The following is a 16,572-nucleotide window of genomic DNA, read 5'->3' as shown; positions in this document are numbered from 1 at the left end:
TTATTCATGGACATTAATTAAGTTTCATTCTTTAAAAAAGAAATACTTTTGCACAAACAATCGCCAAGCTGTTGATGTACGAATTCACCATCATCGTCCCGGTTTACAACGAGGAGGAAAATCTCTCCCGTTTAGAGGAAACTCTGGCCGATTTCTTACCAAATTCTTCAAAGAAAGCCAAGATCTTATTAGTCAATGACGGATCTTCGGACAATAGCGAAGCCCTGATCAAGGAGATTTGCAAAAGGCAGCCGGATTTTACTTATGTGAGTTTTGTCGAGAACCGCGGTCTTAGTGCGGCCATCAAAGCCGGATTTGACGAAGTAGACACTCCACTCTTGGGGTATATTGATGCCGATCTGCAGACTAACCCGGAAGACTTCAATCTCCTTCTGGAACAGATCGGTCCCTACGACTTGGTAACCGGGGTTCGGGCAGATCGCAAAGACTCATTTGTAAAGAATATGAGTTCTAAGATCGCCAATGGCATCCGAAGGGCCTTTACCCATGACGGCATGGACGATACTGGCTGTCCGCTCAAAGTGATCAAATCGGATTACGCCAAGCGCATACCCATGTTCAGGGGTTTACATCGCTTTCTTCCCGCCATGATACTTTTACAGGAAGGAAAGATCATTCAAATCCCGGTTCGGCATTATCCCAGGATAGCCGGGACGGCCAAATTTGGCCTTTGGAACCGACTTCTAGGTCCATTATCTGATTGTTTCGCCTACCTCTGGATGAAACGCAAATACATTAATTACGAAATCAAAGTTCGCGGATGAGCGACTGGCTGATTTACGGAATTGGATTCCTGGCCCAGGCTCTCTTCTCAGGAAGATTATTGGTCCAATGGATCATGTCCGAGAAGAGCAAGCGCATCATCACCCCTTCCCTATTTTGGAAGCTTAGTTTACTTGCCTCATTTCTGCTCTTTGTCTATGGTTACCTAAGGGACGACTTAGCCATTATGCTGGGACAGACCCTGACCTATTTCATTTATATCCGGAATTTGCAATTACAAGGGGAATGGCAGAAATCCCCACTTTGGTTTCGCATCTTCCTGCTGGTATTCCCAATAGCCATCGTGATCTATGGGTACAACAATGGGGAATACGACCTGTACCAGTTGTGGAACAATCAGGACATTCCACTTTGGTTAATGATATTGGGTATCGTTTCCCAGGTCACCTTCACCTTTCGCTTTATTTACCAATGGATCTATTCGGAAAGAACAGGGGAATCGCAATTGCCACTTGGTTTCTGGCGTTTGAGTGTGGCAGGGGCATCATTGATACTGATCTATGCGATAATCCGAAGAGACCCTGTTCTCTTTATCGGGCATGGAGCCGGACTGATCGTCTATCTGCGAAACATCATTATTGGTAAAAGAGAGCGAAATGCATAAACCGGATAAAGCACATATCATACTACTGGTTTTTACCTGCCTGGGGATCTTCTTTGTGAATCTGGATGCCATCTACATCAATATCATGGAGGCCAGGAATTTTGTAACAGCACGGGAAATGCTGGTCGATGATCATTGGATCCTGACTACCCTGAATGGGGAACCGCGCTACCAAAAACCGCCTCTACCTACCTGGATAACAGCTATATCTGCCGCGGCCTTTGGCATGAAAAGCATGATCGCCAACAGGCTTCCAGCGGCCATTATGAGCTTAATACTGGTACTGACATTTTACAAAACTGTCTTGCGGTTAGGGAAAGATCAAGGCTTTGCTTTTGTGGCTTCCCTGGTCCTGGCCACCTCCTTCTATGTCATCTTTTCCGGGCGAAACGGACAATGGGACATCTTTACCCATGGATTTATGATACTGGCTACAGACAGAATCGTAAGGCTATTTACGGATTCCAAAAGGATCTGGACGGATAGTCTTTTGGCTGGGATCTTTATCGGTTGTTCTTTTATGAGTAAGGGGCCCGTGTCTCTCTATGCACTTTGGTTGCCATTTATGATCGCCTTTGGGTGGACATACCGCTTTAAGGGATTGCGGAAAATGTGGCTGCCTCTACTGGTATCTACTTTGGTCGCTATTGTACTTTCCGGATGGTGGTATGCCTATACCTATTTCTTTGATCGGGAAGCCGTCGAAATGATCACCAGAAGGGAAACGGCCAACTGGACCGGTTATAATGTGAGACCATTCTACTATTACTGGAGTTTTTTCACTCAAAGTGGATTGTGGACAGTGCCGGCCTTCGTCGGATTGCTCTTTCCCTATCTGAAAGACAAGGTCTGGGATAAGCAATTGTACAAATTCAGCTTCATTTGGACTATAGCTTCTGTTGTATTATTATCCGTGATCCCAGAGAAGAAATCCCGATATCTGTTACCTGTGTTGATCCCCTTGGCCTTGAATACAGCCATGTACCTGGAGTATTTGTTCAGACGATTTGCCCTTGTTAAGAATCCTTGGGAAAAACTCCCGGTCTATCTCCATTTTGGGATAGTGGGTAGCATTGGATTTTTATTTCCTCTTGGAGGCTATCTCCTCCTCGGCGATAATCTGGATGGACAGTGGTTCTGGTTTGTTAGTTTGTCCATAGCCCTGTTAATAATAGGATGGATGATCTGGAAGAATCTTCTTAAGAAGAATGTGCGAGGAACCTTCTATTGGAGCATAGGTCTGATCATAGCCGTGATGTGTCTGGGGCTACCGCTGGCCAATACGCTAACCGTTAACCCCGAATTCCGGAGCCTTGAAGAACTCAACCAGTGGCAAGCCGAGAATGACGACCTACCGGTATATGAATTCGGTGGATTTACACCAGAATTGATATGGGCCTATGGAAATCCTATACCAGTTCTCAACAAGGAGGGAACAATTCAGATCCCGGAAGAAAGAACCTTTGGAGTACTGATCGCAGAAGAAAATCTCCCAGATTTCCAAAACACCTTTGGCGATTATCAGATCGAAAAAGTGATGCGCTACGACATGAACCCGAAAGCTCCAGGTGAGAGTGGGCATAAACCCCGCTTGTACAGGGATCTCTATTTGATCAGGAAGTGATCCGGCTTTGACCCCATTCCTGTAGACGGTAGAACAAGAAACCCAATATTCCTCCCATAGCCATACCCGATACCACATCCAAGGGATAATGGACACCAACATATATCCGGCTATAGCCTAAGGATACCGCCCAGAAGAGCAGTACAAAAGGTAAGTAAGAAAAGGATCTGCGCAGGATCAACCCCAGGAATACTGCCGCAGCCATAGAGCTAGAGGCGTGAGCGGAATAGTAACCAAACCGGCCACAGCCTTCTGCTACAAAACGCATAATTGGTTGGAGTTCCTCCTCCCTGCAGGGTCTGGGACGCTGTACTCCGTATTTGAATAAGTTAGCCAATTGGTCCGAGGCTGTGATCATCAAAGCTGCAGCCACCAACACAACCAAGGTGGCCTTCCACCCCAATTGTCGGTAAATAAGTATCAAAAGGATCAGGTATAGCGGTATAGAAGAGAACTTGTGGGTCACAAATAACCAAAACCCATCCCAGGCAGGTTTACCCAGGTTGTTCAGCCACAAAAAAAGATCGGTATCGTACTGCAGTAATTGATCAATCATGAGCATATCGATCCACCTCACGATCGTAGAAGTCGGCAGCTTCCGTGATGAATTGCTCAGTTTGATCGGCAACTTCCTGCTGATCGGAAGGATCAAATTCCTCTAGCCATTCCACTTCGTCCGTAGTCAGATCGATTATGAATCGGGGAAATTCGGTATGCACCACAAAAATCGCATCCGGATGGTCGGTGTTATCACCCAAAAGAAATTTAGGAATCTTCATGTGGTCTCGATTAGTTGGTGTCATGACCTTTATGATCGGTCTTTAGTTCAACCCGCTTCCTCTATGGTGGAGAGGCGGATCATTCGCTTCGAAAGATAGTTAAATCTTATAAATAACAGGACTGCCGCTGTGCTCAATCCCGCCAACAGGCCCATCCAAATACCTGAACTGGCATATTCGGTATACATTCCCAGGTAGAAGGATAGCGGAAATCCGACCAACCAATATGCAAAAAAAGTGATCAAAGTCGGAATACGAACATCCTGCATGCCTCTGAGCGCTCCCAAAACAACAACTTGCAGCGAGTCACTGATCTGGAATATGGCCGCAACCAACATCAATTTGGCAGCTATGGTCACCACCTGATAGTTGTCTGTGAAGTTCTCACTATCGTCATAGTCCAAATACAATTTGGGCAGTTCCTCCCGGAACAGGAAGAAAAATAAAGCGAAGAAGGTCGCGAAGATCAGGGTGACCATGAAGATGGAGAATGCGATACGGCGTAACTCTCTAAACCGCTTCATTCCTTTCTGATTACCCACTCTAACCATAGCAGCTACACTGAAACCCATGGCAACCATAAAGGTCATGGAAGAAAGGTTGAGTGCAATCTGATTGGCAGCCTGTGGATTTTTACCCAGTATTCCGGACAACCAGATGGCCGCTGTAAAAATGGCCACTTCGAAGAACATTTGCAGGGCTGAGGGAAATCCCAGACCGATCAGTTTATTCAGCATGGCCTTACTCAACTTGAACAATTTTATATGCCGGACATAATCCCTGGATTTATAATGTTTGGACATCAGGAACCATAAATAGGCCAGCATGATCACACGTGAGGCAAGTGTTCCAATGGCCGCTCCCACTATCCCCAATGCAGGAACTCCAAACTTTCCAAAGATGAAAATGTAGTTTAGTATCACATTGATCACATTGGCCAGGATGGTCGCATACATGGGGTACCTGGTCATGGACAGACCGTCACTACACTGTTTAAAAGCCTGGAAAACGATTAGCGGAACCAGCGAAATAGCTACCAGATTGAGGTAAGGCATGGCCAGATCGACCACCTCGGGAGGCTGGTTCATGACATACATCAAGGGCTTGGCCATCAAGACCATGAGAAAAAGTACAATCCCCAATACCGTGCACAAGAATAATCCATGCTTAAAGGAGGATTTCCCTGCAGTAAAATTTTGCTCCCCATCGGCCTCTGCAACCAATGGAGTGATCGCTGTAGAGAATCCTATCCCCAATGACATGGCAATAAAGAGGAAACTATTACCCAAAGAGACGGCGGCCAGTTCTGCTGTACCCAACTGCCCAACCATGATATTGTCGATAAAGGCAACCAAGGTATGCCCCAACATGCCCAGAATCACTGGGGTCGCCAGGGAGATATTGTATTTGAATTCCTTAGTATATTGTTGAAGGATGGCCATAAAGAAGGCACAAAGTTAGGAAACAGTGGCTCACGGAATAACTTTAGTATCTTTATTTAAACCATTTATTCCCATGCAATCAAAAGCCAGGACTCCAGAGCAATACCTGTCCGAGTTAACTGAAGATCGGAAGGAAGTCATTGGCCGTCTGCGGCAAATCATATTAGATAACATCCCGGAAGGCTTCGAGGAGTGCATGAATTATGGTATGCTGGGATATGTAGTTCCCCATAGTCTGTATCCCGATGGCTATCATTGCGATCCCAAACTTCCCCTTCCTTTTATCAATCTGGCTTCCCAGAAAAATCACATCGGATTTTATCACATGGGAATCTATTCGGATCCTGAATTACTGGAGTGGTTTCAGGATGAGTACAAAAAACAAGTGTCCACAAAATTGGATATGGGAAAGAGTTGCATCCGTTTTAAGAATCCAAAGAACATTCCTTTTGACTTATTGGGAGAACTGGTCAGTAAGATCACTGTAGACCAATGGATCGACACTTACGAGAAAGCCATAAAGAATCGCTAGTTTAAGCCAAAAAAAATCCCGTCGATGAGGGATCGATTCTTCGCGCTACGAATCGTATCACCTGGACGGGATTATCCTGCATCTTACGCAGATTTCACAACAAAAAAACACCAACTATGTTCGTCCTCGGGCCCGCGAACTACTCAACGGGTTTGGCAGTTATGCCAGCTGTTCCTCTGCATTTCTCCCTAGAAGGGAGTCTACCATCTAACCAGAGGGCAGCAAACCCGAAATCGGGCCAAGGACTGCTGTTTCCTGTGTACTGTGAAAATAGAACGGCTACAAGTAAAGGCAGGTAAACCCCATAAGAGTTAACTTATCCGAAGAATATTTACCCTTGATTTACCCTTCCAGGGAGGTAATGAACTGGCTGGGGGTTTGCGATAAGTGTTTCTTGAACGACTTATTGAAGGTAACCTTGTTATTGAAACCAACTTCATAGGCCACTTCAATGATGCTCAAATTCTTTTTCCGGTCGTTTCGGAAGATCTCGATCGCCTCTTTGATACGATAAGAGTTGATCAATTCGAAGAAATTCATATCAAAGTGTTCGTTGATCACCTGAGAGGCATTATGCCGGTTGGTCCCCAAGCGCTCTGCGAGCATATCCAGACTAAGGTCATTTTGCTTAAAGATCTTTTCTCTATCAAGTAGCCGTAATAATTCATCTCGCAATTCGTAAGAGAAGGAAGGAGTCAATCTAGATTTACGATATTTAAAGAGATCGACAGGACTTATAATTTGTAAAGATCCTGAGAAGATCTCGGGCTGTGCGTAAGACAAATAGGCAATATAAAATACCATGGCAGTCATAACCAATGTCTGCGCTTCGAACAACTCACGAACAGGCATAACACCGGTAAGGATGCTACCATAGATCATATAAGAGATGGTATAGGCTATAAACATTCCCATGATGTTCCGTTGCCATAGTAACTGTTGTCTATCTGGCTTTTTCGAACTATTCAAGGTATGTCTGCGGTACAATTGCACAATGAGCAACCCATAGATCACCAGAGAGACCGTTTTGATCAATACAATGGTATGCCCGCCTGGTAAGAGCCGCGAGTCTCTGCCCATCATTAAACCAAATTTCTCAATACCGCTCATCATATAGAATGGTGCGATGTAGATCAACAGGATCAGAGAAGGAAGCAGATGCAACAGGTCTATCCACCGGAATGTATATCGTTCCGTAATCCTGCGGAAATACAGATAAAGCAGTGGACCGTACAAAAAGGAGAAGGTAGTCGAGAAATACAACATATGAGGAATGTGATATTCCGCATGCAATTTGTACAAACTCAGATGCAACAGGAAAAACGAGTTGAACAACACGAACAGTCCAATCAGTATCATACTGGTCCTATCCCTGTGTTTCCTGAACAAGAGAAAGAAACTGACAAACAACCCAATGAGACCAGCATAGACATAAAGCCAGGCTATGGTGTTATTCTCAAAGAGAAACTCCTCCTTCAGGTCGATATAGGCCGGCGTATCCGAAATATTTTGAAACAGGTGATCATTGATCACACTCAGATCAGCGGTCAAATACAGATAGTCTTTAATTTTGGCGACAGCCTCCCCTGCATCTCCTTCCTCTGCTAAGGATATGGCCTGTTTCTTGACCATTTCCGCCTTCATCTGTTCAGAAGATTGGGTACGTTCCATGGCCACTAATTGACCAGATTGTTCTACTTCCCCGTCCTGAAAATAGGCATGAGAATACGCACAGGCAGACTCCGTTGAAATTGATATCAACAAAAGGCAAAGAATTAAATACATTAGCCTGGAACGAATTTCAGGTAGTTGGTAATTCATGTAGCGCGTCGTTCTGTGTTGTTAATATAATCTAACTGAAGTGAAATAAAAAGGGAGTTAGGAAGACACGATCACGTTTTACTCGACAAGGTTTAACGGTCTCAATGAATAAGAGGGATAGAGCCTCTTGTTAAACTTTTGTAAATACTAACTATCAGCCATTTAGATGCGATATTAATCCCGAATAGGCCCCATCTCAGTCCTGGTTCCGTACTTGTCCATCAGGTAGATCAAGCCGGTCATTGCTGCAGCGCCCAATTCCAGCTCGCGCTTATTGACAGCGTCAAAGGTGTCGCTGGCTGCGTGGTGATGGTCAAAATATCGCTGAGAATCAGGTCGCAATCCGGCCAGAACCATTCCTTCTTTCTTTAATGGCCCAATATCTGCACCACTTCCCCCCTTCTCAAAGTAATGGATCAAATAAGGCTTGAACAGAGGTTCCCAACTTTTGATCTGCGCAAAGTTTGCATCGTCACTGTCAAAAGAAAAACCACGAGGAGTAAAGCCTCCAGCATCACTTTCCAATGCGAAGATGTGATCCTCGTTCTTTAAACGAGCTTGTTCCGCATATTCTCGTCCACCTCTTAAGCCATTCTCCTCGTTCATAAAAAGGACGACCCGAATACTGTGCTTTGGACGATAACCAACCTCCTTCAGCAATCGAAGCACATCCATAGATTGAACACAACCGGCACCATCGTCATGAGATCCATCTCCCAGGTCCCAGCTGTCCAAATGCCCCCCCACGATCATGTAACGATCGGGATACTGACTTCCGGTGATCTCTCCGATCACGTTGAAGGATTGCACATCCGGATAAGCCCTGCAATTCTGTTTAAAATAGAAATTCAAATTGGGCTGGATCTTTAATGCCCGGCTCAGGTAATCTGCACCCCTGGTGCTGATGGCACATGCCGGTATACGCTGATCTATCGGAATGTCTCCGTAACTCATCGATCCTGTATGAGGATAATCATCCAGGGACAGGGACATGGATCGAACTACCACACCAACTGCTCCGTATTTACCAGCCTCCATAGCACCAGCGTAGCGTTGGTCTACACATCCTCCATAGGCCGCAAAAGTGTTGATGAGTGTTGGGTCCATAGGCCTATTGTAAAAGACTATTTTCCCCTGGATCTTTTCTCTCCCTAATTCTGCGATCTCAGCCAGGCTTTTCACTTCGATGACCTTGGCCTTAAGACCACCATCCGGAGTGGGTACTGAACCTCCAAGGGCACAAACATTAGTGGTCGAAGAGAGTCCTGGTGCAGTCTCAATATAGGCATACTCCGGTATCCCGCGGGTCCATTTTGGCACCATTACGGGTTGCAGCCAAACCTTGTCCAAGCCAAGTTTATTTAATTCTTTTTCGGTATATCTGACAGCCCGTTCCGCCTGAATGGATCCGGACAGGCGTCCCCCGATCTCATTGGAAAGATGATCTAACCAATCGTAACTCTTGCCATTGGTAAGGGCCCGGTCAAAAATGGAACGGATCATCAGGGAATCGGCCTGATTGACATTTTGAGCGTTAAGTGCGTGCAGGGTGGCCACCATGAGGCAGCAAAGGGCAAACTTGCGCATAGTTGTTACTCTTTTTCAAGTTGTTCTCGATATTGATCGATATGGGCCATTACATCCGGATCCAATGGCGGTTCGACGATATCGTCGTAGGTTTTCATGGTCTCCAGGAGGATCTTGGCAATGAGATATCTGGCAGTCGGTTTGTCGTCTGCAGGGATAAGGTACCACGGAGCATGTTCCTCGCTGGTCCTGTTTATAGCGTCCTGATAACAGCGCTGATAATCATCCCACAACATCCTTTCCTTGAGATCTCCGGGCGAGAATTTCCATTGCTTGTTCTTTTTTCTGAGCCTCCTTAAAAGGCGATGCTTTTGTTCATCTTTAGACAGATGCAAGAAGAATTTAAAGATGATGGTTCCATTTTGGGCGATGGTCTTCTCGAAGCCTCGAATCTGTTCAAACCTATTGTCCCAGAAGGTTTCATCTATATCAGAAACATCATTGATATCCGGTAAAAGTTCGCCCAGAATATATTCAGGATGTACCCGAGTTACCAGGACATTCTCATAATGCGTCCGGTTAAAGACTCCAAAGGTCCCGCGCCTGGGCAGGGCTAAATAATGTCTCCACAGATAATCGTGCCTTCTTTCAAGTTCTGTAGGAACCTTAAAACTGTGCACTTCGACCCCTCGAACATTAAAATCCTTGAAAACCTCACGGATCAAGCTGTCCTTTCCTGCGGTGTCCATACCTTGTATACAAACCAGCACACTGTATTTACCGTGGGCATACAAGGTGTTTTGAAGATCACCCAATTCCTCTCGGGTCTCCTCCAACATCTTCTCCATCACCTTTTCAGAACGGTTATGCTCTACATGAGTAGGCGTCTTGGCTAGGTTTACCGGAACCTTCGCCTTAAATCTTGTCGGATCGAGTTTTTTCATTTGGCCTAGTTTGGCTTAAAGATAAATAATCTGAACAGCATAGCGTCTAAGGCGATACCCCATTTCCAAAAGCAAATAGGGTAGATCAAATCAGCGGAAAAATAGGTGAAGATTTATTTGGACGCAAAGAGTTTAACGTCCTGTTCACTTACTTCTTTCCCGCCAAGGATGATAAGCCGTTCGACGACGTTGCGCAGTTCGCGGATATTTCCTGTCCAATCATAGTTTTGGAGCAGACTAATGGCCTTACTGGAGAATTTCTTTTGTGAGGTCCCATGTTCTTTGGCAATGCTAGCAGTAAAATACTCAATGAGCTCCGGAATATCCTCCCGTCTATCATTTAGAGGTGGAACCTTGATCAGGATCACGGCCAGGCGATGGTAGAGATCTTCTCTGAAATTTCCTTCTTCGATCTCCTTTTTCAAATTCTTGTTGGTGGCGGCTACTACCCGCACATCCACTTTGATGTCCTTATCGCTCCCAACCCGCTGAACCTTGTTCTCTTGAAGTGCCCTAAGGACCTTGGCCTGGGCCGAAAGACTCATATCACCAACTTCGTCAAGAAATATTGTGCCTCCATTGGCCGCTTCAAATTTCCCTGCTCTATCCTTGTTGGCCGAGGTAAATGCGCCCTTAACATGACCAAATAATTCACTTTCGATCAATTCGCTGGGGATAGCAGCACAGTTGACCTCAATCATCGGACCTTTATGTCGATCACTTTTTTGATGGAGCCAATGCGCAACCAACTCCTTCCCCGTTCCGTTGGGACCTGTTATCAGCACACGTGCTTCAGTTGGAGCCACTTTTTCTATCATCTCCTTGATCTGATCCATGGCATCAGAACTACCTATCATTTCGTAATTCTTACTGACCTTCTTTTTGAGGCGAGTGTTTTCTACAACTAACTCTTTCCTGTCCAGGGCAATTCGGACGGTGTTCAAGAGTCTGTTCAGGTCCGGGGGTTTGGATATATAGTCGAATGCACCCAGACGCATGGTATTAACGGCTGTGTCCAGATCACCATGGCCACTGATCATAACCATCGGAGTCTCGGGTTTGACCTTCTTGACGGCCTCTAACACCTCTACTCCATCCATTTTGGGCATTTTGATATCACACAAAACAAGGTCAAAATCTTCCTTGCGAATAAGCTCTATCCCAGCCAGACCGTCCTCAGCTTCACTAACTTGGTAATCGCTGTTTTCTTCGGTCAGGATCTTAACAAGTACGCGACGGATGGCGGCCTCATCTTCTATGATCAATATTCGGGACATGGTCTGTTGGTTTTAAATGGTTACAGGGTGTGCAAAACAATCTTCATACCAAAAATTGAAACGGGGCTCAATCGGACAACTTGGGCGGTTGAAAAAGGTGCACATCTCTCTGGGGAAATGGTATTTTAATGTCGTGCTCCCTAAAGAGCTCATCGATCCGAAAACGAATATTACTGCCTGTTCGTGGTGTGATAAAACTATCCTCCACAAAATAGTAGACGGTGAAGATCAAAGCCGAATCGCCAAAATCCTCAAACAATACCATTGGGGTCGGAAATCGTGCCACATTGGGTAACCCTTGAACGCTTTCCAGCAATAATTCCTTCACCAAACGCGTATCGCTTCCATAGGCAACCCCTACACGGACCTTTTCGCGGGTCGCCTGATGATTCTGAGTATAATTGAAAATAGAGTTTCGGATAAACATGTGGTTAGGTACGATAAGCACCTTGTCATCCCTGGTGAGCGCCCGGGTCGATCTGAGATTGATCTCAATGACCTTTCCTACTTTTCCGTCAACCTCAACAACATCGCCAATTCCGATGGATTTATCCAACATCAACACCACACCTCCAATGACATCCTGGAATAACTCCTGTAGGGCTAATCCAACTCCCACCAAAAGAGCAGCCGAAGCAGCCAGGAAAGGAGTCACATTGATACCCGTATAACTCAAGATGATAAAAAAGACCAGGACAAAGACCACATACCGGACAAAGCGGAAAATGGTCATAAACTTGAGGGTGTCAATTTCGTCCCGATTACGGGTAGTCAGTTTCCTGATCCATTGAAGCACCACATGGGTCAAGAGGAATGAAACAACAACGACCAGAAGGGTCCCGATGGTCAGATCGACCTTGTTCTCTCCTTCTCCAAAATGGAAACCAATATTCAGGAACTCCTGAATACTGGTCCATACGCTATCGGTTACATTTTCAAGTTTATCTCCTAGTTCTTGCTGGAACATGCTAATATTTGAGCCACTTAATCAGCTCGCGGTAGCTAGGCTTTTTACCGTACATCAATATACCTACACGATAGATCTTGGCCGCGAACCAGACTGTTCCCATAAATGTAGCAAATAATATAAGTACGGATAGTATTTGCTGCCAGATTGGAACCCCAAAGGGAATTCGCATCAGCATGACAACGGGAGAGGTAAATGGTATAAAGGAGAACACTTGGGAAACGGTCCCGTGTGGGTTCTCGATCACGGTAAAGAATCCGACATAAATGGCCAAAATCAATGGCATCAGGATCGGAAAGATAAATTGCTGAGTATCTGTCTCGTTGTCCACCGCTGCACCAATTGCAGCATATAGTGAGGCATAGAGCAGATAACCTCCCGCAAAGAATAAAATAAACATGATGACCAGGTTGGTCAACGGCAGGGCATAGATCTCTCCTATCACCTGCTGGACTGTATCGTTTACAACAACTGGATCCGCCTGAGCCAATGCCTCCTGTTGCTGAGCTTGCATAGCAGAGGTGTCTATTCCAAATACGGAGGACATAACCATACTAAACACCCCTATTAGAACTACCCAAGCAACAAACTGGGAGATTCCAGCCAGGGAAGTTCCCAAGATCTTACCCAATAAGAGCTTTATGGGTTTAACCGATGAAATAATAACCTCAATGATGCGACTGGTCTTCTCTTCGATGACGGAGCGCATGATCATGTTTCCATAAATAATGATGAACATGAACAACAGATAACCCGCTGCTCCACCGAAAACAAGCTTGAGACCCGACCCCAATTTGGAGGTTTCCTGTCCTTGAAAGGTCTCCAGGCGAGTATTGACTCGCATCCGAAGTGATCGAATCTGATCCGCATCCAATCCAGCTTCTGTCAGTTTCAGGTTATTGGCGTGGGACTCGATGAGGTCCTCTATATCGTCCATCACAATAAGTGAGGGTGAATCTGCTGAATAGAAAGTTATATTGTCCTCCAACTGATCAATATTATCAATACGTGGAATGTAGAGTAGCCCATAGTCACCAGAGTCTTCTACCTCCAACTTGGCCTCTTCCAGACTTTGATTGTCCACAATCTTAAATTCCAAACTCCCCGTATTCTCGAATTGATCCACGAACAATCCACTTTCGTCCAGTACCGAGATCACTTCGATCTTATCGTTGTTCAGGGATGAGAGGTAGGCCACCAATCCAATAATCGCAACCATGATCAGCGGACTGAGGAAGGTCATGATGATAAAGGATTTATTTCTAACCTTATTTAAATATTCTCGTTTTATAATGAGTGATAGATGGTTCATATGGCTAGTTTTTGCTGACTGTTTCTATAAAGATATCATTGGCGGTCGGGACCACTTCCACAAAATGGGTTAAGGACCCTTTGGTCGTTAGGAATTGAACCAACTGATTGGCAGAGTGATCCTCTGGTATCCTGATCTTGTATTGCAACTCATCATTGATGGTCTTAAAATCTGCTGGAAAAAGTTCAAATCGCTCCTTGAGTTGAGCAGTCACCTGATCTCGATCTGGAGCGATCAATCCGACTTCATACGTGTTGGATTTATAGGCTCGTTTGATATCCAGTAGCTTACCATCCAGAATCTTGTTGGATTTGTGGATCAAGGCAATATGATCGCACATTTCTTCCACAGATTCCATACGGTGGGTGGAGAAAATAACAGTAGAGCCTTGATCCCGTAAATAAAGGATCTGTTCTTTGATCAGATTGGCATTGATTGGATCAAAACCACTGAATGGTTCGTCAAAGATCAACAGCTTGGGCTCGTGCAAGACAGTAACGACAAATTGAATCTTCTGAGCCATCCCTTTGGACAGCTCCTGGATCTTTTTGTTCCACCAATCGCCGATCTCCAGACGCTCAAACCAATAGAGCAACTTCTTTTTGGCATCGGCTTTGGACAATCCTTTTAATTGAGCCAGGTATAGCGCCTGTTCCCCAACCTTCATACTCTTGTACAGACCGCGTTCCTCGGGCAGATAACCGATGTACCGAATGTGATCCGGCCGCAAAGGTTCGCCATCCAAGGTCACGGATCCGGTATCCGGCATGGTGATCTGGTTAATGATTCGGATCAGGGTGGTCTTCCCTGCTCCATTTGGACCTAAGAGTCCAAAAATACTTCCCTGTGGTACGGAAATAGAGACTTCGTTCAACGCCCGAAACTCGCCATAATTCTTAGTTACGGAGTCGGCAATTAGGAGATTGTGCATAGAGTTAGTTAATGAGACTGGCAAAGATACCGATTTAGGGCATGGTTACCAGCATTTTAGTCGGTGATTCAACTGTTTGTATGAGAAGTGAAATGTTTGTTACAGACCGTTGGAACAAAAGAGTAGTTGCCCTTGGAAATAGTGGTCCGTAATAAGCTAGTTGTCTGAAAAAGAGTCTATAAACAAAACCCACCCTCAACTTGCGTTAAGGGTGGGAAAAAAATTGCTATGAAAAAGAAAAATTATCGCTTTAAGAGAAGCGACAGTCAAATATAGGTAAAATAATTTAACAAGGATTGTTTTTTAAGAAAACATGTCCTTTACCTTTTCAAAGAATGACTTGTCCTGTTTTTCAGGTTTCGGCTCAAAGTTCTCGTCCGTTTTCATCCGCTGGAAGAATTCTTTTTGTTCCTTGGATAAGTGACGTGGAGTCCAAACATTGACATGGACCAGCAGATCTCCGGAACCATACCCATTGATACTAGGAATTCCTTTGTTTCTCAGACGGAGGATCTTTCCACTCTGAGTACCCGGTTCGATCTTGATCCTGACCTTACCACTTACAGTGTCTATCTCCTGGGAGGTTCCCAGGGCGGCATCGCTAAAACTGATATACAGGTCGTAATGCAGGTTATCGCCATCCCGTTGAAGTTGCTCGTGTGGCATTTCTTCTATAGCGACCAAAAGGTCTCCGGCAATTCCTCCTCCAGGAGCTTCGTTTCCCTTTCCGGAAACCTTTAACTGCATGCCATCTACTACACCCGCAGGTATTTTGATACTCACAGTTTCCTCTTCCACCATCATACCCATAGAATCAGATCCGCTTCCACGAGAATCCACTACCTGGCCACTTCCGCCACAAGTAGAACAGGTTGTGGCTGTCTGCATGCGGCCCAAGATGGTATTCTGAATTCGGGTAACCTGGCCCTGACCATTACAGGTGCCACAGGTTTTGTAAGTAGTCCCTGCCGCAACCTTCTTTCGTTTGACCTTGATCTTCTTATCGACTCCGTTAGCAATGTCCTCCAGGCTCAGTTTAACCCGTATCCTCAGGTTACTGCCTTTGACACGGCGTTGTCCGCCGCCGCCAAAACCAAAACCACCAAAGCCACCACCCCCAAATGCACTTCCAAAAATATCACCGAATTGGCTGAAAATGTCGTCCATATTCATGCCGCCACCTCCAAATCCTCCTCCTTCAAAGGCTTGGTGACCAAATTGGTCATATTTGGCTTTCTTGTCCGGGTCACTAAGTACTTCGTAGGCTTCTGCTGCCTTCTTGAACATCTCTTCAGCTTTGGTATCGCCTGGATTCTTATCCGGATGATACTCAATGGCCTTCTTTCTGTAGGCCTTTTTGATCTCGGCCGAAGTAGCGTTCTTAGAGACGCCTAATATGTCATAAAAATCTTCCTTCATCTCCTTATTGTCCTATCACTACCTTGGGGAATCGAATGATCTTCTCGCCCAGGGTATAGCCCTTTTCGATCACGTCGATCACCTTGCCCTTCATTTCATCTGATGGAGCAGGGATTTGGGTTACGGCCTCATGGATCTCGGCATCAAAAGTGGTCCCAACCTCATCATCAGTAGCCTTCAAGCCCTGAGCGCGCAAGGTCTCTTTCAGTTTGTTGCTGATCAGTTCTACCCCTTGGAATAGGCCATCATCTCCTGAACGCTCAATTTCTTTCAACGCCCGATCAAAGTCGTCTAATACAGGGAGTAAGGCAACCATGACCTCCTGACCAGCCGTTTTAAATAACTCGACCCGCTCCTTGGTCGTTCTGCGTTTATAATTTTCGAACTCTGCAAACAAGCGCAGATAGCGATCCTTTTCGGCCGCCAGATCAGCCTTTACCGTCTCCAATTCCTCTCCTTCCTTTTTGGCCTTTTTGCTTTTCTTCTCAGGCTTCACAGCTTCTTCTGGTGTGATCTCTTGTTCTTCTTTCTTACTCATTGAATTGATATAATGTACAATGTGATTACGAGGCTGCAAAAGTAACGCCAA

At 45.4% G+C, this 16,572-nt stretch carries 16 protein-coding genes; 4 read left to right on the top strand and 12 right to left on the bottom strand.

Features of this window, described 5'->3' with window-relative positions; translation table 11 throughout:
* The first annotated feature begins 71 nt into the window (after nucleotides 1-71).
* The 3 genes from BST85_RS02215 to BST85_RS02205 are packed head-to-tail and all read left to right on the top strand — an operon-like array spanning nucleotide 72 to nucleotide 3,032.
* Complete coding sequence (locus BST85_RS02215; protein WP_104811768.1) at nucleotides 72-785, top strand: glycosyltransferase; 714 nt, start codon at nucleotides 72-74, stop codon at nucleotides 783-785.
* Entirely contained in the window at nucleotides 782-1,408 is a 627-nt protein-coding gene (locus BST85_RS02210; RefSeq protein ID WP_104811767.1) for a lipid-A-disaccharide synthase N-terminal domain-containing protein, read from the top strand. Before BST85_RS02215 ends, BST85_RS02210 begins: the two co-directional genes overlap by 4 nt.
* A complete protein-coding gene (locus BST85_RS02205; RefSeq protein ID WP_245917614.1) occupies nucleotides 1,401-3,032 on the top strand; it encodes an ArnT family glycosyltransferase in 1,632 nt (543 codons plus the stop codon). The genes BST85_RS02210 and BST85_RS02205 overlap by 8 nt, the downstream gene beginning before the upstream one ends.
* On the opposite strand, the gene BST85_RS02200 is transcribed toward BST85_RS02205, so the two are convergent.
* From BST85_RS02200 to BST85_RS02190, 3 genes are read right to left on the bottom strand one after another with little or no spacing between them, the layout of a single operon-like run.
* Entirely contained in the window at nucleotides 3,022-3,588 is a 567-nt protein-coding gene (locus BST85_RS02200) for a phosphatase PAP2 family protein (protein WP_104811766.1), read from the bottom strand. The genes BST85_RS02205 and BST85_RS02200 overlap by 11 nt on opposite strands.
* Entirely contained in the window at nucleotides 3,581-3,811 is a 231-nt protein-coding gene (locus tag BST85_RS02195; RefSeq protein ID WP_104811765.1) for a hypothetical protein, read from the bottom strand. Before BST85_RS02195 ends, BST85_RS02200 begins: the two co-directional genes overlap by 8 nt.
* Before the next feature lie 47 nt (nucleotides 3,812-3,858).
* Complete coding sequence (locus BST85_RS02190; protein ID WP_104811764.1) at nucleotides 3,859-5,253, bottom strand: MATE family efflux transporter; 1,395 nt, start codon at nucleotides 5,251-5,253, stop codon at nucleotides 3,859-3,861.
* Nucleotides 5,254-5,326: 73 nt separating this feature from the next.
* Here BST85_RS02190 and BST85_RS02185 point away from each other — a divergent pair, with 73 nt between their 5' ends.
* A complete protein-coding gene (locus tag BST85_RS02185; RefSeq protein WP_104811763.1) occupies nucleotides 5,327-5,785 on the top strand; it encodes a DUF1801 domain-containing protein in 459 nt (152 codons plus the stop codon).
* A 342-nt stretch (nucleotides 5,786-6,127) separates the two neighbouring features.
* Here BST85_RS02185 and BST85_RS02180 read toward each other — a convergent pair whose 3' ends face one another.
* The 9 genes from BST85_RS02180 to BST85_RS02140 form a co-directional block, all read right to left on the bottom strand.
* Nucleotides 6,128-7,546 (bottom strand): helix-turn-helix domain-containing protein, encoded by a 1,419-nt coding sequence (locus tag BST85_RS02180; RefSeq protein WP_181039937.1) that lies wholly within the window; start codon nucleotides 7,544-7,546, stop codon nucleotides 6,128-6,130.
* Between the two features lie 234 nt (nucleotides 7,547-7,780).
* Nucleotides 7,781-9,193, bottom strand: a complete 1,413-nt coding sequence (locus BST85_RS02175; RefSeq protein WP_104811761.1) for a M20/M25/M40 family metallo-hydrolase — start codon at nucleotides 9,191-9,193, stop codon at nucleotides 7,781-7,783.
* Nucleotides 9,194-9,198: 5 nt separating this feature from the next.
* A complete protein-coding gene (locus BST85_RS02170; RefSeq protein WP_104811760.1) occupies nucleotides 9,199-10,077 on the bottom strand; it encodes a PPK2 family polyphosphate kinase in 879 nt (292 codons plus the stop codon).
* 113 nt (nucleotides 10,078-10,190) lie between these two features.
* Nucleotides 10,191-11,354 (bottom strand): sigma-54-dependent transcriptional regulator, encoded by a 1,164-nt coding sequence (locus BST85_RS02165; RefSeq protein WP_104811759.1) that lies wholly within the window; start codon nucleotides 11,352-11,354, stop codon nucleotides 10,191-10,193.
* A 67-nt stretch (nucleotides 11,355-11,421) separates the two neighbouring features.
* A complete protein-coding gene (locus tag BST85_RS02160; protein WP_104811758.1) occupies nucleotides 11,422-12,321 on the bottom strand; it encodes a mechanosensitive ion channel family protein in 900 nt (299 codons plus the stop codon).
* Between the two features lies 1 nt (nucleotide 12,322).
* Nucleotides 12,323-13,633, bottom strand: coding sequence for an ABC transporter permease (locus BST85_RS02155; RefSeq protein ID WP_104811757.1), 1,311 nt, complete (start codon nucleotides 13,631-13,633; stop codon nucleotides 12,323-12,325).
* Between the two features lie 4 nt (nucleotides 13,634-13,637).
* The gene (locus tag BST85_RS02150) at nucleotides 13,638-14,564 is read right to left on the bottom strand and encodes an ABC transporter ATP-binding protein (protein WP_104811756.1); all 927 of its coding nucleotides are present in this window, start codon (nucleotides 14,562-14,564) and stop codon (nucleotides 13,638-13,640) included.
* Nucleotides 14,565-14,867: 303 nt separating this feature from the next.
* A complete protein-coding gene (gene dnaJ / locus BST85_RS02145) occupies nucleotides 14,868-15,983 on the bottom strand; it encodes a molecular chaperone DnaJ (protein ID WP_104811755.1) in 1,116 nt (371 codons plus the stop codon).
* 4 nt (nucleotides 15,984-15,987) lie between these two features.
* Nucleotides 15,988-16,521, bottom strand: a complete 534-nt coding sequence (locus BST85_RS02140) for a nucleotide exchange factor GrpE (RefSeq protein WP_104811754.1) — start codon at nucleotides 16,519-16,521, stop codon at nucleotides 15,988-15,990.
* Between the last annotated feature and the right edge of the window lie 51 nt (nucleotides 16,522-16,572).

This window comes from Aureitalea marina (assembly GCF_002943755.1).
GTDB classification, from domain to species: Bacteria; Bacteroidota; Bacteroidia; order Flavobacteriales; family Flavobacteriaceae; genus Aureitalea; species Aureitalea marina.
Note: the sequence above shows the minus strand (reverse complement) of the source record. Positions and strands in the feature narration are given on the sequence as shown.